The sequence below is a fragment of the Sphingobium sp. C100 genome (assembly GCF_000508185.1).
In the GTDB taxonomy this organism is placed as follows: domain Bacteria; phylum Pseudomonadota; class Alphaproteobacteria; order Sphingomonadales; family Sphingomonadaceae; genus Sphingobium.
Genome location: NZ_AYOY01000209.1, coordinates 41,364 through 63,024 on the forward strand (window position 1 = coordinate 41,364; position 21,661 = coordinate 63,024).

21 protein-coding genes are annotated in these 21,661 nt (G+C 66.4%); 11 read left to right on the forward strand and 10 right to left on the reverse strand.

Going from position 1 to position 21,661, the window contains the following annotated elements; genetic code table 11:
- Positions 1 to 8: 8 nt before the first annotated feature.
- The 3 genes from C100_RS46370 to C100_RS46380 form a co-directional block, all read right to left on the reverse strand.
- Complete coding sequence (locus C100_RS46370; RefSeq protein WP_024022028.1) at positions 9 to 857, reverse strand: amidohydrolase family protein; 849 nt, start codon at positions 855 to 857, stop codon at positions 9 to 11.
- Between the two features lie 3 nt (positions 858 to 860).
- Positions 861 to 1,886, reverse strand: coding sequence for an amidohydrolase family protein (locus tag C100_RS46375; RefSeq protein ID WP_024022029.1), 1,026 nt, complete (start codon positions 1,884 to 1,886; stop codon positions 861 to 863).
- Positions 1,887 to 1,989: 103 nt separating this feature from the next.
- Complete coding sequence (locus tag C100_RS46380) at positions 1,990 to 2,976, reverse strand: PhnD/SsuA/transferrin family substrate-binding protein (protein ID WP_024022030.1); 987 nt, start codon at positions 2,974 to 2,976, stop codon at positions 1,990 to 1,992.
- Positions 2,977 to 3,173: 197 nt separating this feature from the next.
- Between C100_RS46380 and C100_RS46385 the strand changes: the two genes are divergently transcribed.
- Positions 3,174 to 4,415: a LysR family transcriptional regulator gene (locus C100_RS46385; RefSeq protein WP_161633941.1), complete on the forward strand. Its 1,242-nt coding sequence runs from the start codon at positions 3,174 to 3,176 to the stop codon at positions 4,413 to 4,415.
- A gap of 3 nt (positions 4,416 to 4,418) precedes the next feature.
- On the opposite strand, the gene C100_RS46390 is transcribed toward C100_RS46385, so the two are convergent.
- Entirely contained in the window at positions 4,419 to 5,666 is a 1,248-nt protein-coding gene (locus tag C100_RS46390) for an MFS transporter (protein WP_024022032.1), read from the reverse strand.
- A gap of 139 nt (positions 5,667 to 5,805) precedes the next feature.
- On the opposite strand from C100_RS46390, the gene C100_RS46395 reads away from it, so the two are divergent.
- A complete protein-coding gene (locus C100_RS46395) occupies positions 5,806 to 6,993 on the forward strand; it encodes a lactonase family protein (RefSeq protein ID WP_031310349.1) in 1,188 nt (395 codons plus the stop codon).
- A 15-nt stretch (positions 6,994 to 7,008) separates the two neighbouring features.
- Here C100_RS46395 and C100_RS46400 read toward each other — a convergent pair whose 3' ends face one another.
- Positions 7,009 to 7,917: a dienelactone hydrolase family protein gene (locus tag C100_RS46400; RefSeq protein WP_024022034.1), complete on the reverse strand. Its 909-nt coding sequence runs from the start codon at positions 7,915 to 7,917 to the stop codon at positions 7,009 to 7,011.
- 119 nt (positions 7,918 to 8,036) lie between these two features.
- Positions 8,037 to 9,152: an autotransporter outer membrane beta-barrel domain-containing protein gene (locus tag C100_RS46405; protein WP_024022035.1), complete on the reverse strand. Its 1,116-nt coding sequence runs from the start codon at positions 9,150 to 9,152 to the stop codon at positions 8,037 to 8,039.
- A gap of 212 nt (positions 9,153 to 9,364) precedes the next feature.
- Between C100_RS46405 and C100_RS46410 the strand changes: the two genes are divergently transcribed.
- Positions 9,365 to 10,378, forward strand: coding sequence for an aldo/keto reductase (locus C100_RS46410; RefSeq protein WP_024022036.1), 1,014 nt, complete (start codon positions 9,365 to 9,367; stop codon positions 10,376 to 10,378).
- A 14-nt stretch (positions 10,379 to 10,392) separates the two neighbouring features.
- On the opposite strand, the gene C100_RS46415 is transcribed toward C100_RS46410, so the two are convergent.
- Entirely contained in the window at positions 10,393 to 11,112 is a 720-nt protein-coding gene (locus C100_RS46415; RefSeq protein ID WP_024022037.1) for an arylesterase, read from the reverse strand.
- Between C100_RS46415 and C100_RS46420 the strand changes: the two genes are divergently transcribed.
- From C100_RS46420 to C100_RS46430, 3 genes are all read left to right on the forward strand, one after another.
- On the forward strand, positions 11,111 to 11,812 hold the full coding sequence (locus C100_RS46420; RefSeq protein WP_024022038.1) for an ABC transporter ATP-binding protein: 702 nt from the start codon (positions 11,111 to 11,113) through the stop codon (positions 11,810 to 11,812). The genes C100_RS46415 and C100_RS46420 overlap by 2 nt on opposite strands.
- Positions 11,809 to 14,343, forward strand: coding sequence for an ABC transporter permease (locus C100_RS46425; RefSeq protein ID WP_024022039.1), 2,535 nt, complete (start codon positions 11,809 to 11,811; stop codon positions 14,341 to 14,343). The genes C100_RS46420 and C100_RS46425 overlap by 4 nt, the downstream gene beginning before the upstream one ends.
- Before the next feature lie 78 nt (positions 14,344 to 14,421).
- On the forward strand, positions 14,422 to 15,138 hold the full coding sequence (locus C100_RS46430; RefSeq protein WP_024022040.1) for a cupin domain-containing protein: 717 nt from the start codon (positions 14,422 to 14,424) through the stop codon (positions 15,136 to 15,138).
- A gap of 8 nt (positions 15,139 to 15,146) precedes the next feature.
- Here the strand turns inward: C100_RS46430 and copD are convergent, their stop codons facing one another.
- The gene (gene copD, locus C100_RS46435) at positions 15,147 to 16,022 is read right to left on the reverse strand and encodes a copper homeostasis membrane protein CopD (protein WP_024022041.1); all 876 of its coding nucleotides are present in this window, start codon (positions 16,020 to 16,022) and stop codon (positions 15,147 to 15,149) included.
- A 6-nt stretch (positions 16,023 to 16,028) separates the two neighbouring features.
- Positions 16,029 to 16,409: a copper homeostasis periplasmic binding protein CopC gene (copC, locus tag C100_RS46440; protein ID WP_024022042.1), complete on the reverse strand. Its 381-nt coding sequence runs from the start codon at positions 16,407 to 16,409 to the stop codon at positions 16,029 to 16,031.
- 146 nt (positions 16,410 to 16,555) lie between these two features.
- Between copC and C100_RS46445 the strand changes: the two genes are divergently transcribed.
- From C100_RS46445 to C100_RS46465, 5 genes are read left to right on the forward strand one after another with little or no spacing between them, the layout of a single operon-like run.
- Positions 16,556 to 16,816: a hypothetical protein gene (locus tag C100_RS46445; RefSeq protein ID WP_031310350.1), complete on the forward strand. Its 261-nt coding sequence runs from the start codon at positions 16,556 to 16,558 to the stop codon at positions 16,814 to 16,816.
- Positions 16,813 to 17,259 (forward strand): periplasmic heavy metal sensor, encoded by a 447-nt coding sequence (locus C100_RS46450; protein WP_024022044.1) that lies wholly within the window; start codon positions 16,813 to 16,815, stop codon positions 17,257 to 17,259. Before C100_RS46445 ends, C100_RS46450 begins: the two co-directional genes overlap by 4 nt.
- Position 17,260: 1 nt before the next feature.
- On the forward strand, positions 17,261 to 17,836 hold the full coding sequence (locus C100_RS46455; protein WP_024022045.1) for an RNA polymerase sigma factor: 576 nt from the start codon (positions 17,261 to 17,263) through the stop codon (positions 17,834 to 17,836).
- 6 nt (positions 17,837 to 17,842) lie between these two features.
- The gene (locus C100_RS46460) at positions 17,843 to 19,579 is read left to right on the forward strand and encodes a copper resistance system multicopper oxidase (protein WP_024022046.1); all 1,737 of its coding nucleotides are present in this window, start codon (positions 17,843 to 17,845) and stop codon (positions 19,577 to 19,579) included.
- The gene (locus C100_RS46465; protein ID WP_024022047.1) at positions 19,576 to 20,496 is read left to right on the forward strand and encodes a copper resistance protein B; all 921 of its coding nucleotides are present in this window, start codon (positions 19,576 to 19,578) and stop codon (positions 20,494 to 20,496) included. Before C100_RS46460 ends, C100_RS46465 begins: the two co-directional genes overlap by 4 nt.
- Here the strand turns inward: C100_RS46465 and C100_RS46470 are convergent.
- Positions 20,455 to 21,648 (reverse strand): M20 aminoacylase family protein, encoded by a 1,194-nt coding sequence (locus C100_RS46470; RefSeq protein ID WP_024022048.1) that lies wholly within the window; start codon positions 21,646 to 21,648, stop codon positions 20,455 to 20,457. The genes C100_RS46465 and C100_RS46470 overlap by 42 nt on opposite strands.
- Between the last annotated feature and the right edge of the window lie 13 nt (positions 21,649 to 21,661).

Sequence of the window (21,661 nt, forward strand, 5' to 3'; positions counted from 1 at the left end):
TTTGGTATTCAATCCGCCAGCGCGGGATAGAGCGTCTGCGCGGTCTTGGCGAAGATCCAGCTTTGGTCTTCGTCACTGAGGCAGGCGAGCCGCGCGCGCGCAGTCGCCAATATCTCGGCGAGCGTGCCGGGTGAGGTCGGATAGTTGGAGCCCCAGGCCATGCGGTCGGCGCCGAACACGGAAGCGACCTTGGGGAAGAAAGTCTCGGCGCTCGCCTCCCCCTTGGTGACGTCGCCCATGATGCGCGGGGTCAGCTTGAGGTAGATATTGGGCAGGTCGGCAAGCGCGAACAGGCTGTCGGCATCGGCATAGGGCGGTCCGTCCAGCACGTCCGGCCGTCCCAGATGATCGAGGATGATGTTGACCCTTGGAAAACGCTTCGCCAGATCGGTCACCTGCGGCAGGCCGACCGGCCCGGTCTGGATGCACATCGGCACGCCAAGGTCGCCCAGCATTTCCCAGGCGGGGTAGGCGGCGGGATTTTCCAGCTCGCTCGGGTCGAAATCCTTGGTCGATCCGCCGGTGAAGATGCGCAGGCCATTAAGGCCTCTGTCCACCCAGTCCCGGATTACCGACACCGCGTCGAGTGCGGCGACATCGACTGATCCGACCGCGATCAGCCGGCCCGGAAACTGGTTGCAGCCCTCCACCACATAGCTGTTGTCAAAGCCATAAGTGGTGGAGGAATGGACGACCGCGGCCTTGGCGACGCCAGCCTCATCCATCGCCGTGATCAGCGAGGCGACCGTGCAGGGCCGTTCCTGCGACCAGTCCGATCGCTTGCCGAACAGGGGTGCGGGGGGGTAACGCTCCGCATCATCGGAAATGATGTGCGGATGAATGTCGATGACCGTCATGTCCTAGAGGCCCTTGGCTTTGAGATGCGCGTCAAGCCGCGGATAGACGCGGCGGGCATTGCCTTCGAAAATGGCATGGCGGTCGGCATCGCTCAGCGCCTCGCAAGCGTCGATATAGCGTTTGGTGTCATCGAAATACGCGCCGCTGTCGGGGTCGCGCCCCCGCACCGCGCCGATCATTTCCGAACCGAACATGACATTGCTGGTGGGCACGACCTTGGTCAGCAACTCGACGCCGGGATGATGATAGACGCAGGTGTCGAAGAAGATATTATCGAGTAGCCCTTCGAGCGGCCGCTTGGCGATCTCCAGGCTCATGCCGCGATAGCGCCCCCAATGATAAGGCACAGCCCCGCCGCCATGCGGGATCACCAGCCGCAGGGTCGGGAAATCCTTGAACAGGTCACCCTGCAACAATTGCATGAACACAGACGTATCGGCGTTTAGATAATGGGCGCCGGTGCCGTGGAAATTGGGATTGCAGGAGGCGGCGACATGAATCATCGCCGGCACGTCCAGATCGCACAGCGCCTCGTAGATCGGATACCATGAACGGTCGGTCATCGGCTGGCCGGTCCAATAGCCACCGGTCGGATCGGGGTTCAGGTTCACGCCGACAAAGCCCAGTTCTTCGACGATCCGGCGCAATTCGGGCACTGAATTTCTCGGCGGCGCCAGCGGCGATTGCGGCAGCATCCCTACCGGCACGAAATTGTCGGGATAGATGTCGCATACCCGGCGGACCAGATCGTTGCTGATGCTCGCCCATTCCAGGCTGGTACGCTCATTGCCCAGATGATGGCTCATCAGGCCCGCGATCGGGGAAAAGAGCGTCAGGTCGCTGCCTCGCTCTTGCTGCAGCTTGAGCTGGCCATTGCCCACGCCTTCGCGAATGTCGTCGTCGGTGACGATGCAGTCCGAAATCTTGGGCGCGTTTACGGCGTCTTGGGCAAATTCCACCTGCCGCGAACGCCAGTCGCGGAAGGACTGGGGCACGGTGGTGAAATGCCCATGGCAATCGATGATCATAGTGTCTCCGTCTCTCTGGTCCGGTTTAGGTCCGGCCGTGCGGCTTTCGTCATTGATTTTGGGGCGCGCCGGATAGGAGTTGGTCCGGCGCGCCACGCTTTGTTCAGGCGGTGAGTGCCGGCACCTGCTCGGGATCGACGAACAACTCGTCCATGCGCATCCGCCGCGGCGTCAGGCCCTGGTCGAACGCGGTCTTTTCCAGCGCCTCGATGGTCGCACGGTTTGCTTCGATGCCATAGGGCAGCGGGTCGGCGCCCACGATCGTCTGAAGCTTGCGATATTTGTCGGCGCCAGCACCCGTGGCTTCGCCGCTGTTGAGCTTGGCGACCCATTCGTCCTTCGCCTGGGTGAAGGCGTCGTAGATGGAGCGGGCGACCCAGGGATGCGCCTCCAGCACACTGTCCTTGACGACGATTGTGCCGTGCATCGGATAGACGCCGGTGCGGGCATAATAGTCCGCTTCCAATGCCTCGGCATTGGGGAAGAGGTCGGGATAATCGGCCTCGACCTCCTGCCAGCCACCGGTCGGCGCGCCGGTGCGGCCGATCCCCGCCGCCGCATCAAAGCCGGCAACTATGTCGCCGCGCGCCATCATCTCGGCCAGGCTGTCGCCGGTCGCGACATGGCTGACATTGGCAGGCAGCCGCAATTCCTGCACATGCTCCTCGTCATCGACGAACCAGTTGATCTTGCTGTTGTCGACGCCATATTCATCGATCAGCACCTGGCGCGTCCACACGCCCGTCGTCACCGAATAGGCGCGCACCCCCGCCTTCTTGCCTTCCAGGTCCTTGGGGCTGGAAATATCGGCATCCGGCCGCACCAGCAGGCCCGAATGGTGGAAGCGGCGCACGACGAAGATCGGCAGCGCCTTGAACTTCTTCCCGTAGGCGCGCGCGATGATGTAGGTCGTTGGCGCAATCTCGCACACATCGAATTCCAGTTCGCGGACCATGCGTCGAAATGCGCCGATCTGTGGCTTGACGGTGACGATCTCCGCCTCGACGCCTTCGATCGGGATCGACCCGTCGCGGATGGCGGCTGTGTGCGGATGGTCCGCCACGGCGATTTTCAGTTGGACCTTTGACATGAGGCTCTCCCGCTCGAATTTTGACGTTCATGGTGAAGCGCTGTGCCAGGGCAATAGTCAACGCGGCCGAACGGTTTACGAAAGAGGCGCGGCATGTTTTCAATCAGGGTCGGCGCACCCATTATCCGCTTCGTACTTTCAATAGGTATAAAAGTCATGCTATCCACCTTGCCGGGAAGAGGAAGGAAAGGCAGCAAATGGTGTCGCAAGAGCAGGTGCAGGCGATCAGTTTTCGGCAACTTAGGCTGTTTGAAAGCGTAGGCCGGCTGGAGAGCGTAAGAGGGGCTTCGGAGGACTGTAACTTATCACAGCCCGCAGTGACTCAATCGCTCAGCAAGCTGGAGCAGCTGGTCGGCGCAAAGCTGGTCGAACGGCGCGCGAGCGGCAGCTATCTCAACGCCAATGGCGATCTTTTCTACCGCCGCGTGGTGCGGTTCCTGACTCAGTTCGAACGCGCGCTCACCCAGTTTGGGGTGGAGGGCGGCGCTGCCGGCGCAAAGGGCGTTGCCGCTCGCCTGCTCCGGTCCCAGGTCCGGGCGCTGATCGCGATCGTCGAGCAGGGCTCCTTTCCGCTTGCGGCGCAGGCGTTGAACCTTTCTCCCGCCACGCTCCAGCGGGCCGCGCGCGACCTGGAAAGCAATGTGCGCAAATCCCTCTTCTACCGGACTGCGGCTGGCACTATCCCCACGCCCGACGGCATCGAACTGGGTCGCAGGCTGAAATTGTGTCTCCAGGAAATCGACTGGGGCGTGCAGGAACTGGCGGCGGCGCAGGGTGGGACGACGGCGCCGATCGTGGTGGGCGCCATGCCCCTGGGCGGCAGCGTGCTGCTTGCCTCCATGCTGGAGGATTTCATGGCCCGCGCGCCCAATGCGCAGGTCGTGATCCGCAACGAAAGCGCGGTGGAGATGGTGAAGAGCCTGCGTGCGGGCGATGTCGATTTCGTCGTCGGCCTGCTGCCGCGTGAAGACGCCGATGATCTCGACACGCTGGCCCTGGCCCACACGCCTTATTCGATCGTCGCGCGTAAAGGGCATCCGTTGGCCTGCCGGGACCATGTGACGCTTGAGGATCTGGGCCATCACGACTGGCTGATCGGCGCGCCGGGGTCCAGCCGCCGGGCCTGTTTCGACCATCTTTTCGCCAGCGGCCGACCGGCGCACGCGCCCATCGCAACCTCCGCGCTGGCGGTCATCCGCCCGTTGCTCTCCGGCAGCGACCGGCTGACGCTGATGACCTCCTATGAACTTCATCATGAAGGGCAAGGGCTGGCGGCCATCGCCTATGGGCCGATCTCCCCGGTGCCGGTGATCGGGGTGACGACGCGCGCCAACTGGTTGCCCACGCGCCTCCATGCCGACTTTATCGACATGATCCGCGATCATGTCGAAAATGAATTGACCGCGCGTCCCCGCATCGCCGAGCTGGAGCCGGCATAGGCGTCAGCCTGGATCGACCTGTTCGAAACGGCGTGCCGCTGGCAATTCGGGAAAGAGGCGTGCCCATAATCCTGCAAGCAGGATCGCGCCCGCACCGCCGAGCAGGACCGCGCCGACCGGCCCGAGCAGCGCGGCGGCCACGCCTGATTCCATCTCGCCCAGTTCGTTGGACCCGGCGATGAACAGGCCCGATATGGCGCCCACGCGCCCGCGCCGGTCGTCAGGGGTGGCGATCTGCACCAGCGACTGGCGGATATAGACCGACACCATATCGGCCGCGCCCAGGATGATGAGGCACAGGACCGAAAGCGGCAGCGCGCGCGACAGGCCGAAACCGATCGTCGCGATCCCATAGATGGCGACCGCCAGCAGCATCTTCGTGCCGACATTGACATGGACGGGTCGCCAGGACAGCCAACTCGCCATGACGAGCGCGCCGGCCGATGATGCGGCGCGCAGCGCGCCCAGCCCCTCCGGCCCCACATGCAGCACGTCGCGGGCGAAAATGGGCAGCAGCGCATTGGTGCCGCCCAGCAGCACCGCGAACATGTCGAGGCTGATCGCACCCAGCAGCAGCCGATTGCCCATGACATAGCGGAACCCGTCCAGCATCTGCGCCAGCGCCCGGCTGTTGCCTGCGATCGGCCGCTGCACGATCGGCCTGATCCGCAACTGCAACAGGATCGCGACCGCCAACAGCGCGGCGCACAGCGCAAACGCCCAGACCGCACCCAGCGCATAGGCGAAGCCGCCCAGCACCGGGCCTGATATGCCGCCGATGCGCCCGGCGATCGCGCTGATGGCGATCGCCTGCGGCAGCGTCTGGCGCGGCACCAGCGCCGCTGGCAACGCATTCATGGCGGGCATGTAGAAAGCCCGCGCCGCCGAGAACAGCGCTGCCGCCAGATAGAGGGCGTAGAGGCTCTGGCCAGGCCCCCACGCCAGCAGCGTCAGCGCGGCCGGGCAAAGCCATTGGCCCAGCAGCGCGAACCGCACCACCTTTCGCCGGTCGAAGCGATCGGCCGCCAGCCCCGTCACCGGGCTGAGCAACAGGATCGGCAAAAACTGGACCAGGCCGATCAGGCCCAGCCGCAGTGCAGCCGCCCTGATGCCCATCGACAGGCGCGCCTCGTCATAAATGGCCCAGCCCAATGCCACGACCAGGCCGCTATGGCCCAGCATCGCGCAAATGCGCGCCGTCCACAGATAGCGGAAATCGCGATAGGCGAAAGGATGGCGCGGGACGGTCATGGCCCGGCGGCGCTATCAGTGGCTCCCCTCCGGGTCGAGGGGCGGACGGGCGAGATTTGATGGACCGGGCGCCTCTTCTTATAGCTGACACCTGCGCGTGCGTGCGACAGCCGGCTTGGGAGCCGGAAGAGGAGAAAATATGGCCAGGATGGCAGGATATAGGATTAAGGCGCTGCGCACGGCTGTCTTGCTGATGGCGCTGCCCCTGACGTTCGGCGCGCCGGCCATATCCGTCCCGGCTACGTCCGTCCCGCCGTCGCCTGCGGATGGCGACCTCGTTTACGTCGGGATGCATGGCGCAGAGATCCGGGCCGGACGCTTCGACGCGCGATCCGGCACGCTTGCAATGAACGGTCCCGTCGCTTCCGTGCCGCGACCGACCTGGACGATCCGGCACCCGCGCCTGCCCATTATCTATGCCGCCAATGAGGATGGGAATGACGGCGCCCGCAACGGCAGCATCATCGCCTTCCGCGCTGATCGCCGGACAGGGTCTCTCACCCGGCTCAACCAAGTCGATGCCGGCGGCGGCGGTACGACCTATCTGACGCTCGACCCGCGCTCGATGACGCTGGTCGCCGCCAATTATGCCGGCGGCTCGGTCGCGACATTTCCGGTCCTGGCCGATGGCCGGATCGGCCCGCGCGTATCGCTGGTGGCCGCCACCGGCTCGGGGCCGCATCGCCGCCAGGCCAAGCCTCACGCCCATAGCGTCCTGGTCGATCCCACCGGGCGCTTCATCCTGGTTGCGGACCTTGGCGCCGACCGGATCTTCATCTATCCCTTTGACGGGCGCCGTCACGCCATCCGGCCCGACGCGGCCGGATCGGAACGCCATTTCGTCGCGACGTCGGGCAGCGGGCCGCGCCATATCGCCTTCGCGCCGGATGGCCGCTTCCTCTACCTCATCAACGAACTGACCGCCGATGTGCAGGTCTTGCGCTGGGACGCACGCCGGGGACGATTGACGCTGGTCCAGACCCTGCCGATCGACGCGCCCGATCACCAGGGTACAAGCAGCGCCTCGGAAATCGCGGTCAGCGCTGACGGGCGCTTCGTCTATGCCGGCAATCGCGCCGAAAACCGCCTTGTCGTCCTGGCGGTGGATCAGGCCAAGGGAACGCTGTCCATCATCCAGCGCATCGGCGCAGGCGGCGAGGTGCCCTGGGGTTTCAGCCTCCATCCCGGCGGTCGCTGGCTGCTGGTCGCCAATGAACGTTCCGACCGGATCAACATCTTGGCCATCGACCGCCGCACCGGCCGGTTGACGGATAGCGGCCGGTCGGCCGATACGCCCAAGCCGGTCAGCATCAGCTTCCTGCGCTGACCGGCGGACCCGCGCCTACAGCAGCGTGCGATGCAACAGCGCCAGCGTCCGTCCCCAGGCCAGCTCGGCGGCCGCCTTGTCGTAGCGCGGCGTGGTGTCATTGTTGAAACCATGCTCGGCGCCTTCATAGATATAGGCTTGGTAACTGATGCCCGCTTTATCCAGCGCGGCCTTGTAGGCGGGCCAGCCGGCATTGGTGCGCGCGTCATTGCCGCCATAATGGATCAGCAGTTCCGCCTTGATCGCGGGCACATCCTCCAGGGGTGGCGGGCTGCCGTAAAAGGGCACCGCCGCGCGCAGGTCGGGCAGCCGGGTCGCCAGCAGATTGGCGATCCCGCCCCCGAAGCAGAAACCCGTCGTCGCCAACTTGCCGTTGCTGCCCGGCATGGTCCGCGCATGGATGGCCGCGGCCACGAAATCCTCGCGCACCTTATCGCGGTCCAGCGTGGCGAACATTTCCCGCGCCTTGTCCTCGTCGCCGGGATAGCCGCCCAGGCTCGTCAGCGCATCGGGCGCGACCGCCATGAAGCCATCGACCGCCAGCTTGCGGGCAATGTCCTCGATATGCGGATTGAGGCCGCGATTTTCATGCGCCACGATAACGACCGGCAGGGCGGCTTCGCCTTTCGCCGCCGGCCGTGCGACATAGGCGCGGACCGTGCCGTTGCCCTTTGGCGAGGGAATGTCGACATGGCTGATCATGACACGCTTGTCGTCGGGCGCGATAACCTGACCGCGCGCGAAGTCGGGGCTCAGCGCAGCCAGCACGGCGGTGGCCGAAACCGTCCCGCCGACATGGACCGCGCATTGGGTCAGGAAGCCGCGGCGATCGAGCGCGCCGTGGACATAGGCATCGAACAGGTCCAGCACCTTGCGCGGATAGTCTCCGGCCTCCTTGGCCGATCGAACGTCGAATTCTTTCATGGCATCCTCCTGGTCGGCAAAGAACCTATATTGTCGGGGAAAGCCGCACTGACCCAATATAAATTGTCCCGGGCCGATCGATTTCACGGCGTGGGGGCAGGGCTAGCGGCCGCCGCTGTTCAGAAGGCCATGCTCAGCAGCAGGTTGACTGTGGTCGACTGAAAGCTGCCCTTCATGCTGTCGCGTCGCGCGACATATAGGTCCAGCCGCCCCTTGCCGCCCAGGTTCATGGCCGCGCCAGTCTTGAGATAGAGGCTGGTCGGATCGTCATCGACCCGGGCGATGCTGTTGCGCAATTCCTGCTCGACGCCCGCCTCGCCATAGGGCCGCACCCGCCATGGCGTAAAGCCGTCCTGTTCCAGCCGCATGGTCGCCGCGCCCAGCATATAGCGTTCCTTGCGGGCCGCTATGGCGCTGCCCAGATTGGTGGCGCCGGGGTCGAAGCGCGACTGCTGCCAGACGAAGGCGACCGACGGGCGCATGATCCAGCCCTCGGGCACCAAGGGGAATTGCCCGGTCCGATAGGTGCCGACCAGCGAAGCCTCGCTATAGGTCCGGCTGAAATGCTGTCGGCTGGCGATGACGCCGACCCGCATATTGGGGATATTGGTGGCGGCGTCGCCGGCCAGGCGAGACAGGCGCAGCGATGCGCCCCAGCGGGGTGCGAAATGATAGAGCATGTCGAACCGCACGCCGGTTCCCTGCGACGCGATCGTGCCGTCATTGTGGCGCAGCGAAACATTGGATACCTCATAGATCACGCCGCCACCCACCAGGGCGCTGTCGCCGATCAGCCACAGGATCTGGGCCAGGCCGGTCTGGCTGTCATTATCGACCTGCGTCCGGTGCCCACCCCATCCGCGCGCGAATATATTGGCATAGCCCAGCTTTACATGCAGCCCGCGCGCCACAGCCGGCAGCGGCATGATGAGGTTCACCGGCGTCACGATCGTGGCCACCTCATCCTTGAAACCGGTTGTCGCGCCTGACGCCAGGCTCAGATTATTATGCGCCATGTAAAGACCGGTGCGCGACTGCACCGCGCCATATTGCTCGCTGCTGTTGAACCGCGCCATCAGGCCTGTGGCGCCGAAGCTGCGGCTGATCGTCGGCGTCGCAACGGGCCGGTCGTCGGCCGGCGCCTCCTGCGCCGCGGCGGGCAGGACGTGCCCGGCCAGGCACAGCAGGACGGCCTTTCCCACGCGGCCCGTTCGCGTCAATCCTGCTTTGCTCATGGCATCTCCCGACGCTTCCCCCTTTTTGCAGGCGGATCGCCATCCTTGTTGTTCCCGAAGCGCTTGCCTATCGGTGATCGCAACACTGGCTGGCCAATCGCATTGCGCCAGCCTTTGATAGGAAAAGCGTTGCATCGCGGCTGGAACCCGTGGGCAGGCCTCGCTATGGCGGGACCATCCCCCCCCGCCGGATAGAGGATCATCATCGCTCCATGACTGTCTCGCTGTCGCCCCGCTCCATCGGCCCCTTCACCGTCTTGCCCATCGGCCTTGGTTGCATGAACCTCAGCCACGCCTATCTGCCCCGGCCAGAACCGCGCGATGCGGAGCGGCTGCTGCTTCACGCACTCGACCAGGGTGTCGATTTCTTCGACACCGCCGCGCTCTATGGCTTTGGCGCCAATGAGGAATTGCTGGGGCGTACCCTGATGGATCGGCGTGATGAATTCGTGCTCGCCAGCAAATGCGTGCTGGGCGACAGGGATGGCCAGCGCGGGTTGGACGGCTCGCCCGCAGCCATCACCGCGACGCTGGAGGATTCGCTGCGGCGGCTGCGCGTCGATCATATCGACCTTTATTATCTGCACCGGCTCGACGCCAATGTGCCGATCGAGGAATCAGTCGGCGCGCTGGTCCGTGCGGTCGAAGCGGGGAAGATCGGCGCGATCGGCCTGTCCGAAATGTCGGCGGCGACCTTGCGCCGGGCCTATGCGGTCCATCCGATCGCGGCGATGCAGACCGAATATTCGCCCTGGACGCGCAATGCCGAAGTCGCGGTGCTCGACGCATGTGTCGCACTCGGTGTCGGTTTCGTCGCCTTCTCTCCCGTCGCGCGCGGCGTATTGGCGGGCAGCGTCGGTCCCGACGGCGTGGACAAGGGCGATGTGCGCTACGCCATGCCCCGTTTTCATCCGCCGCACCTCACTCGCAATCTGGAATTGGCATCCGGCTTCAGGGCGATTGCGCAAGCGGCCGGCTGCACCATGGCGCAGCTCAGTCTCGCCTGGGTGCTGTCACGCCGACCCAACATCGTCGTCATACCGGGCACGACCAGCCCCGCGCATCTGGACGAAAATCTGGCGACGCTGACGCTGGACCTGTCTGTCGATACGCTGGCTGCGGTGGATGCGCTCTTCACCTTCGAGGCCGTGTCGGGTCCGCGCTATCCCAAGGCCGCGCAGGCGCAGATCGACACCGAAATCTGGGATGGCGAGCCGCTCGAATAAACGCGCCTCAGTCGCTACGGCTTGAGCGCCTCGGCCACGCGCGGCGCCAGCTTCCCGACGATCACGGTCACACCCGCATCATTGGGGTGAATGCCGTCGGGCAGCAGCAATGCTCGCTTTCCCAGCACGCCGTCCAGCATGAAGGGATAGAGGGCGGCGCCATATTTGCGCGCCAGTTCCGGGTAGATCGGATCGAACGCCGCCGCATAGTCCGCCCCCATATTGGGCGACGCCAGCATCCCGGTAAGCATCACCTGGATCCCGCGCGCCTTCGCCTCGGCCAGGATCGCGTCCAGATTGGCGCGCGTCTCTTGCGGCGGCAGGCCGCGCAGCATGTCGTTGCCGCCCAGCCCCACCAGCATCAGGTCGGGTTTGCGCGGCAAGCCGTCGAGCGTGAAGGCGAGCCGCGCCAGCCCCGCCGCGGTCGTGTCGCCCGACACCCCGGCATTGACGACCCGGGCCTTCACCCCGCGCGCCTTCAGCGCCTGCTCCAGCACGGGGGCCAGCCCTTTGTCCCGGTCCAGATTATAGCCGGCATACAGGCTGTCGCCGAACGCCACCACCAGCCTGGCATCGGAGACCGGCGCGGCAGGGGCGTCCCGGTCCGCCGCCTGCGCGGCATTGGCCGGCGGCGGGGGCGGCGCCCGGTCGGAACAGCCGCTCGCCAATTGGACAAACAGCGCCAGCGCCCCATATTGCAACCACCTGCCCGCCAAGGAGCGCTCCTTCTTCATGCATTCGCCCATCGATCCCGCCACTATCGCGATCCGCGCGCACAATGTCACCCTTCAGCTTGGCACGCGCGACGCGCCGGTGGCGATCCTCAAGGGCGTGGATCTTTCGGTCCTGCGCGGGGAAAGCGTCGCCATCCTCGGCGCCTCGGGGTCCGGCAAAAGCTCGCTGATGGCCGTGCTTTCGGGCCTGGAAAGGGCCAGCGGCGGCAGCGTCGATGTGGGCGGCGTCGATTTCGGCGCGTTGGGCGAAGATGATCTTGCCCGCGCCCGCCGGGGCCGGATCGGCATCGTGCTGCAATCCTTCCACCTGCTCCCCACCATGACGGCGCAGGAAAATGTCGCAGTTCCGCTGGAACTGGCCGGCCATGCCGACGCCTTCGCCCTGGCGGCCGAGGAGTTGCGCGCGGTCGGCCTTGGCCATCGGCTCGACCATTATCCCGCCCAGCTTTCGGGCGGCGAACAGCAGCGCGTCGCCATCGCCCGCGCGGTCGCGCCGCGCCCGACCCTGATCTTCGCCGACGAACCCACCGGCAATCTCGACGCGGCCACTGGCGCTGCCATCATGGATCTGCTGTTCGACCGACAGCAGGCGGCAGGCGCGACCTTGGTCATCATCACCCATGATCCCGCGCTCGCGACGCGCTGCGGGCGCATCATTGAAATGCGCGACGGACAGATTGTTTCGGACCGCGCCGCATGAGCGCGTTTGGCTGGCGGGCAAGCTGGCGCATCGCCCGCCGCGACCTGCATCTGGGCTTTCGCGGCCTGCGCCTCCTGTTCCTCTGCCTGTTCCTGGGCGTCGCCACGCTGGCCGCGATCGGCAGCCTGACCGCCGCGATCACGCAGGAGCTGCGGGACCGGGGGCGCGTCATCCTGGGCGGCGACATTGAAATCGGCATGACCCAGCGCGAAGCGGGCCTTGGCGACAAGGAATCCTTCCGCCAACTGGGCCGCCTGAGCGAAACCATCCGTATGCGCGCCATGGCGCAGCGGATCGACCCGGAACCGGGGAAGGGGAGGGGGGACGCGCCTGCCGCCGTGCTCACCGAACTCAAGGGCGTCGATGCCGCCTATCCGCTCTACGGCCGGCTGACGCTCCGCCACGCGCCTTACCGCCCGATGGACGCGCGCGATATTCTGATCGGGCAAGCGCTGGCCGAACGGCTTGAGGTCGGACGTGGCGCGCAACTTCGCTATGGTGATGCGACCTTCACCGTGCGCGACATCATCGCCGATGAACCCGACCGGCTGGGGGAGGGCTTCACCCTCGGGCCGGTGGCGATCGTGTCGATGGCGGGGCTGCGCGGCACCGGACTCATTCAGCCGGGCAGCCTTTACTCCGCTAAATATCGCATCCGCCTCAATCCCCGCTATGATGCAGCGACGGTGCGGCGCGATTGGGAAAAGGCGCGGGCAAAGGAGGGCTGGACCTTCAAGGATGAAAGCCGCGCCGCGCCCGGCGCCAACCGTTTCATCGATCGGATGGGGCAGTTCCTGTCCCTCATCGGCCTTGCCGCCTTGGTGATCGCGGGCATTGGCGTCAGCAACGGCGTCGCCTCCTATCTCGCGGCCAAGCGCGGCGGCATCGCGACGCTCAAGGTGCTGGGCGCCACCTCCACCGACATTGCCCGCATCTACCGGCTTCAGGTCGGCGCGGTTGCGCTCCTCGGCATTTTCGCGGGTCTGATCATGGGCGCGGCGCTGCCGCCGCTGGTCGTCGCGCTCGCGGGCGATGTGCTGCCGGTCAGCCCCGGTTTTCGCCTGCACCCCGCGCCGCTGCTGACCAGCGCCGCCTATGGCCTGCTCATCGCCTTCCTCTTCACCTTCCCGCCGCTCGCCAAAGCGCGGACGCAGCCGGCCGCGGCGATTTTTCGCGGCGCGGTGGAAGCGCGCTCGGGCGTCGACCGGCGCAGCCTCGCCGCGATGGCGCTCGCGGGCGGGTTGCTCGTGGCGCTGGCGCTCGGCACCGCGCGTGAGCCGCTCTTTTCCGCCGCCGTCCTTGGCGCGGTCGCCGCCGTGCTTCTGCTGCTCCTCGCTTTGGGTCTCGCCGTGCGCCAGATTGCCCGCCGTCTGCCACGACCCCGCCACCCCATGCTGCGCCTTGCGCTTGCCAATCTCCACCGTCCCGGCGCGCAGACGGCCGCGCTCATCGTGGCGCTCGGGCTTGCCCTTACCCTGTTCGTCACCCTGGCAGGGATAGAAACCAGCCTCGACGCCGAAATCCGCAATGTCGTGCCGAAAAAGGCGCCCGCCCAGATCGTGCTCGACATCCCCGCGCCGCAGCAGGCGCGCTTCCGCCGCATCGTCGCGCGCGAAGCCCCCGAAGCCGGGTTCAATATCGTCCCCGTGCTGCGCGGCACGATCACCGCTTATGGCCGCCAGCGGGTCGCCGACCTCAAGGAATTGCCCGACGGCGCCTGGTTCCTGCGCGGCGAGCGCGGCGTCACCTACAGCGCCACCCTGCCGCAAGGGAGCGATCTGGTCGCGGGCAGCTGGTGGCCGAAAGACTATAAAGGCCCACCCCTCGTCTCGCTCGACGCCGAAGCGGCCAAGACGCTGGGCGTTGGCCTTGGCGACCGGTTGACCGTCTCCATCCTGGGGCGCGAGATCGATGCGCGCATCGCCTCGCTGCGCAAGGTCAATTGGGACACGATGGGCTTCAACTATGTGCTGGTCTTCTCGCCCGCAACACTTCAAGCCGCGCCACACAGCGTCGCAGCGACGATAACGATGGACCCGCGCCATGATGCCGCCGTCACCCGCGCGCTGCTCGCCGCCTTCCCCGGCGTGTCGGTGATCGCGGTGGGGGATGTGATCGATCAGGTCGGGGCGATTCTCACGCAAATGTCGCGCGCCATACTGGTCGCCGCCTCGGTCGCGATTCTGGCCGGCATCGCCGTGCTGGTGGGGGCTATAGCCGCCTCGCGCCAGGCGCGCAGCTATGACAGTGTGGTGCTCAAGACGCTGGGCGCGACCCGGACGCAACTGCTCGGCGGGCAGGCGCTCGAATATGGCCTGCTCGCTGCGATCCTGGCGCTGGTGGCGCTGGCGCTCGGCAGCGCGGCGGCCTGGTTCGTGATCGTCGAGGTGTTTGACTTCACCTGGTCGCCCAACTGGCCCGTCGTGCTGGCGACGCTGGGGGGCGGGGCCTTGCTGACGCTGGGCATCGGCCTTGCCGGATCGATCCCGCTACTCTCCGTCCGTCCGGCCCGCGCGTTGCGGCAGGTCTGACGGCGGTCCCCACGCCAAACGGCGCATCCTGCCGCGCGCGGCGGATATGCTGCGGCCGATCCAACAGGAAAGGCCGGCATGACCAACGCAAGTTTGACCCGCAGCTTCATCGACCTGCGCGCCTGGGCCGCCGACGCGACCGTGGCGCAAGGGGAGGGCGACCCCTTCCTCGCCGCCCGTGCGCAACTGCCGCTGGCGGACGGCCCGATCAGCGCCGGCCTGATCGCGTTGCCGCGGGGCGCCGGGCTGGTCAATGGGATGCCCGCCGACGAATTCGTCATCGTCGTTTCGGGCGCGGTCCGCATTGCAGGTGGCGACCTTGATCTCACCCTCGGCGAAGGGGGCAGCATCCTGTTGCGCGGCGGGGCGGCCTTCGCCTGGACCGCGGACGCCGACAGCCGCCTCCTCTTCATGCGCCGCACCGGCGGCCCGGCTGGCGACGGCGCGATCATCCCGATCGATGCCGACGCGCCGTTGGCGCCCTCTGGCGCGCCGCTTGCCGAACTGCTGGTCGGCCCGACGCCCCAGTGCCGCAACCATGGCGACTGGAAATCGCCGGACGGCGAATTCATGGCCGGCACCTGGGACTCGACGCCCTACTACCGCCGCGCCATGCGCTATGGCCATTATGAACTCATGTATCTGCTCGATGGCAGCGTCACGTTCATCGATGAGGTCGGCGCGGAAGCCACATTCGCGTGTGGCGACATCTTCCTGGTCGAACAGGGCGCCAGTTGCAGCTGGGACAGCCGCGTCCATGTGAAGAAAATCTACTGCATCTACCGCCCGGCGTGATTTGAACGTCAAATGATCGGGGCCATGGGGTCGAGTGTGCCGAGCCAGGCCACCAACCCGATAATGACGACAGCAAAGCTCGTTTCCACCGCCAGCGACAGCCGCAGCGCCGCCACCGCGCGCTGCGGCTGAACGCAGGTTTCCAGCGCGGGCGTCAGCCGCCAGCGATTGGCCGCCGCCAGTCCCAGCATCGCGCCAAACAGCGCCAGCTTCGCCGCCAGCAGCCAGCCATAAAGGCTGCCCGTGAGCGCAGGCCATTGCGCCACGCCGACGATCATCGCCGCATTGACCGCGCCGGTCACGACCAGCGTGGCGACCAGCAGCGTCCCCATCAGCGCGAAGCGCGCGAGCATCCGGGCCACCGGCCGCATGTCATCGCCGCCGCGCAGGCGCATCACTGCGCCCAGCAGCACTGCCAGTGCTCCGATCCATCCTGCCGCCGCCCAGATATGGGCGACATCGGCGGCGCGGTGGAGCGATCCGGCCAGGCCTTCGGTCGCCCCGGCATGACCGGTCCAGGCCAATGTGGCGCTCACCGCACCGGCCGGCGCCATCGTCCAGCGGACGCCGTGCGGCAGGGCGACCACAATCAGCACGGCCAGCAGCGCCGCGCCCCGCACCGCCAGCACCGGGCCGATCGGCGTCATCGTCAGCAGGATATGGGCGCTCGCCCAGTCGGGGGATGTGATCGGCGCGCCCGTCATCACCGCCGCGCTCGCCAGCAGCCAAAGCGCAGACAGCGCGACGCCGCCGATTGCCAGCGCCGCCAGCACCGCCCGACGCCCGGCCATGCCCATCACCCACCAGAACAGCGGCAGGCCCATGAGCAAGGCAAGGTCGATCATCAACGCGCAGCGCGTTCCCGCCAATAGCCCCTCGGCCATGGCGGCTTACCTGACCGTAAAGCTGTAGCCGCCTTCCATCCGATGCTGATCGGCGCCCACAATATGCCATTTCAGCTCATAGCTGCCGGCGGGCAGGGCGCGGGGCAGGGTGACGATCATCGTCTTGCCGTCCGGCGCGACGCTGGTCTTGAAGCCCTTGATCGGCATCGGCGCATGATCGGCCATGCCCGGCATCCCGGTCATCACCAGGTCCACGCCGCTCATCGGCGCCAGGAAGGTTTCGGAAAAGGTCAGCGTCAGCTTCGTCGGCTTGGCGATGGTGGCGTTGGCGGCGGGGCTGGACGACACCAGCTTGCTATGCGCGCTTGCGACGCCCGGCAGGGAAAGCGCGAACGCGGCGGCGGCGGTCAGGAAGAAACGGGTCATGTCGGTATCTCCAGGCAGGGTGGCTACGCACAATTACGCATGGACTTGCCCGACCCCTCGACCCATGCGCATAATTTTCCGTCCTCCAGGGTTGAGGGGTGGACGCGGCGCGTGCGTATGCGGTCATGAGGATGGAGATTGTGGTGATGACCGATCTGGACGATTATCTGGGCGCGGTGCGGGCGATGCCCACCGACGCGCGACTTGCGGACATGGAGCCAGCCGTGATGGGCGGCCTTGCCCGGCGGCGCGAACGCATGACCGCGCGGCGCAGCCTGATGCTTGCGGGCTTGCTTGCGATCGGTGTTGGCTGGGCCGGCAGCATCATGCCCGCCGCCCCGGCGCAGGCTTCGTCGCTACCCATCGGCATGTCGGATTATGCGCCCTCGCGCCTGCTCGGCCAATGACCGCCAAACGCTATCTGCTCGTTGCGCTCGTCGCGTTCGCCGCAGCGCTGGCGGCGGTGCTGGTGGCGCGCCTCTGGCTTGCGCCGGCGCCGCGCGTGGAAAGCGAGGTGCACGCCCTGCTGCATCAGCGCCTTACGCTCGACGCTGCGCAGGAGCGGCGGATTGATGAACTCGAAGCGGCCTTCGCCAAGCGCCGCGAAGCGCTGGAGGCGGAAATGCGCGCCGATAATCAGCGGCTGGCCGACGCCATCGCCGCCGAACATGGGTACGGGCCCAGGGTCGGTGCGGCGGTTGACCGATCGCACCATGTGATGGGCGAGCTTCAGAAGGAAACGCTGCGACATATCTTCGCGATGCGCGGCGTGCTGCGCCCCGAGCAGGCGGCGCAATTCGACGCGGCCATTGTCAAGGCGCTGACCAAGCCCGTCCAGTCAACCCGCTAAGGTGAGCGACCCGGACCCTGACGACCGGACGCTCGCCGCCCGCGCGCTCGCGGGGCAGCAATCCGCCTATAGCGCGCTGATGCGGCGGCACCGCGATGCTGTCTACCGCCTCGCGCGCGGCCATGTCGGCGACGGCGACGAAGCGCTCGACATCACGCAGGAAGCCTTTGTCGCCGCCTTCGCCGCGCTGGCCCGCTATGATGGCGCGCGGCCGTTCCGCGTCTGGATCGCGCGCATCACGCTCAACAAATGCCGCGACTGGGCGCGCCGCCGCGCCGTCCGCCGCTTCTTCCTGTTCGCCAGGCCGATCGACGACGCGCTCGCCATCGCCGACCCCGACGCCACGCCGGAGGATGCGCTCCACGCACAGCGCGAACGCGCCCGCATCAATGGCGCGATCGCCGCCTTGCCCGCCAATCTCAAGGATGTGCTGCTCCTGCGCACGGTCGAGGCCATGAGCCAGGCGGAAACGGCGCATATCCTTGGCCTCACCGAAAAGGCGGTCGAAACCCGCCTCTACCGCGCCCGCGCGAAACTCACGGAAATTTTGAGGGATCAGAGCGCGGCCCGCGTATGAAGGGGCATGACCTTATCGTCCCTCGATCGCCGCACCCTTATCATGGGCGCCGCCGCCCTGTCGCTCGCACGGGCCTTCCCCGCCTGGGCGCGCAGCGGCACCGCCGGCCTTCATCCCGCGCCGGGCATATTGTCGGGCGAGAGCATCGCTCTGACCGTTGGCGATAGCCATTTTGGGACAGGCGGCCGGTCGGCCCATGCGATCACCATCAACGGCACAGTGCCCGCGCCGCTCATCCGCCTGAAGGAAGGGCAGAATGTCCGACTGTCCGTCACCAACCGGTTGAAGGAAGACACGTCGATCCACTGGCACGGCCTGATCGTCCCCTTTCAGATGGATGGCGTCCCCGGCGTCAGCTTCCCCGGTATCCGCCCCGGCGAAACCTTCGCCTATGAATTCCCGATCCGCCAGTCGGGCACCTATTGGTATCACAGCCATTCGGGGATGCAGGAAGCGATGGGCCATTATGGCCCGATCGTGATCGACCCCGCTGGCCCCGATCCGGTGCAGAGCGATCGTGAACATGTCATCGTTCTTGCCGACTGGAGCCCGGTCCACCCCCATATGTTGCTCAAGCGCCTCAAGCAGATGGGCGGCTATTACAACATGCAGCGCCAGACGCTGGGCGGGTTGCTCAAGGGCAAGGATCAGCCGCTCGAGGACCGGATCGACTGGGGCGCGATGCGCATGGACCCCACCGATATTTCGGACGTCACCGGCTCCACCTACAGCTTCCTGGTCAATGGCCATGGCACGCCGGAAAACTGGACCGGCCTGTTCGCGCCCGGAGAACGGGTGCGCCTGCGCATCGTCAACGCCTCGGCCATGACCAATTTCAACGTCCGCCTGCCCGGTCTGCCCATGACCGTGGTCCAATGCGACGGCCAGCATGTCCAGCCGGTCGAAACCGACGAGTTCCAGATCGGCATCGCCGAAACCTATGACGTGATCGTCCAGCCCATGGAGGCGCAACCCTATGGCCTGATCGCCGAAGCGATTGACCGCTCCGGCCTGGTCCGCGCCACGCTCGCGCCGCAGATCGGCATGGCCGCGCCGATCCCGGCCCTGCGCCAGCGTCCGCTCCTGACCATGAAGGATATGGGCATGGACATGGCGGGCATGGACATGGGGCAGGGGGGCGTCATCGACCTGAGCCAGCCCGCCAATGACAGCATGGCCGGCCATAGTATGAAGATGCTCGATCCCTCGGTCGCCCCGAATGTGCCGATGGGACCGGGGGTGGCGACGCTCTCCTCCATGCCGGCCGATCGCACCGCCGACCGGCCGACGGGGCTGGAGGATGTCGAACATCGCGTTCTCACCTATGCCGACCTGCGTGCGCTGGAACCCAATCAGGATGTGCGCGCGCCGACCCGCGCGCTCGACATTCACCTGACCGCCAACATGGAACGCTATATGTGGTCCTTCGACGGGGTGAAGCTGTCGGACGGCGCCGACCCCATAGCCTTCCGCCATATGGAGCGGGTGCGCGTGACGCTCATCAACGACACGATGATGCCGCATCCCATCCATATCCACGGCCATTTCTTCCAGCTCGTCACCGGGGACGCCGACCATAATCCCCGCAAGCATACGGTGAACGTCCTTCCCGGCGGCAAGATCAGCTTCGACCTGACCGCCGATGCGCTGGGCGACTGGGCCTTTCATTGTCACATGCTGCTGCACATGCATTCAGGGATGATGCGCGTCGTGACCGTCCGCGGGCAAGGAGACGCGGCATGAAGCGCCTCACCCTCACCGTCCTTCTGCTTGCCGGCCTGCCCGCGCCTGCCCTCGCGCAGGCTGATCCGCCGATGGATCACGGCGCGCACCAGATGCCGCCGGCGGCAGAAGCGCCGACCCGGCAACAGCCCGCCAATCCGCATGCCGGTCATGCCGCCCCCGTCATCGACGACAGCATCCCGCAGGGCGTCGCCCCGCCGGTTCCGACCGACCATGCGGCCGAAGCCTTTTACGATCCCGAAGTCATGGCCCGCGCCCGCGCCGCCATGATGAAGGAAAATGGCGGCATGACCTTCTCGCAACTGATGATCGATCGCCTCGAATATCGCGCTCAAAATGGCGCGGATGGCTATCATTGGGAAGGCGAAGGCTGGATCGGCGGCGACATCAACCGCCTCGCCATCAAGTCGGAAGGAGAGGGCGCAATCGGCGGCGCCCTCGACAGCGCCGAGGTGCAGGCACTCTACAGCCGCGCCATCGACCCATGGTGGAATGTCGTCGCCGGCGTGCGGCAGGATTTCCGGCCCCAACCGCAGCGCACTTATGCGACGATCGGCATCGAAGGCCTCGCCCCTTACTGGTTTGAGGTGGAGGCCCAGGCCTTCCTGTCGGACAAGGGCGACGCGCATCTGCGGCTGGAGGGCAGTTATGACCAGCGCATCACCCAGCGCCTGATCCTGCAACCCGCCGCCGAAGTGAATGTCGCCGCGCAGGACGTGCCTGAACTTGGCATCGGGTCGGGCCTGTCCGACATCGAGCTGGGCCTGCGCCTGCGCTATGAGATCGCCCGCGAATTTGCGCCTTATGTCGGCGTCAACTGGGAACGCAAGCTGGGCGGCAGCGCCCGCTATGCCCGCGCCGCGGGGGAGGGGGCGTCAGCCACCAGCCTGGTGGTGGGCGTGCGCTCCTGGTTCTGATCCGCTGCGGGCAAGATGCCGCTCGACCAGCGCGACATGCAGCCGAATGCCCAGCTCCAGCACATCGTCGTTAAAGTCATAATGGGGGTTGTGCAGCGGCGTTGACCCTTCGGGCTTCGCCTGGCCCAGCCAGATATAGGCGCCCGTGCACGCCTGAAGCATGAAGGCGAAATCCTCGGACGTGAAGGCGGGGTCGGGGGCCAGCCGTGCGTCGCCCACGCTCGCGGCGGCGGCCAGCGCTTCCTGCGCCGCTTCGGCATCATTTATCGTCGCGGGATAATAGCGCTGATAATCGACGTGCGCGGCCAGTCCGCCCGCCAGCGCCACACCGGCGGCGATTTCGCGGATGGATTGCTCGATCCGGTCCTGGACCGCCGGGTCGAAGGTGCGGACCGTGCCCGCGACCGTCACCAGTTCCGGGATGACATTATGGGTATGCCCGCCATGGATCTGGGTGATCGACAGGACGGCGGACTGGGTGGGCGGGATGCGCCGGGATATGATGGCGTTCAACTGCTGGACCAGTCCGGCCGCCGCCAATATGGCGTCTGGCGTATCCTGCGGGATGGCGGCATGGCCGCCGCGCCCTTCCAGCCGGATCTCGAACTTGTCGGCCGCCCCCATGATCGGGCCGGGCCGGGTCGCGATCGTACCGGCGGGCAGGTCGGGCCAATTATGAAGACCGAACACCCGCTCGCAGGGGAAACGATCGAACAGGCCTTCATTGACCATTTCCCGCGCGCCGCCCTGGCCTTCCTCGGCGGGCTGGAAGAAGAAATTCACCGTCCCGTCGAAATCCCGGCTTCGGCTCAGATGCTGCGCTGCGCCCAACAGCATGGCGACATGCCCGTCATGGCCGCAGCCATGGAAGGTGCCGGGCGTCTTGCTGGCGTAGGGCAGGTTGGTCTGTTCGTGGATCGGCAGCGCATCCATGTCGGCGCGCAACCCGATGCTGCGCGAAGACGTCCCGTTGCGCAGCACCGCCACCACTCCGGTCCGCCCGATCCCCTCATGCACCTCCAGCCCCAATGCGCGCAATTGCTCGGCGATGCGGCCGGCGGTGCGATGCTCGCAGAAACCAAGTTCGGGATGGGCATGAATGTCGCGGCGAAAGGCGACGAGCGGTTCGATCAGGTCGGCGATGTCGGTCATGGGGAAATTCTAA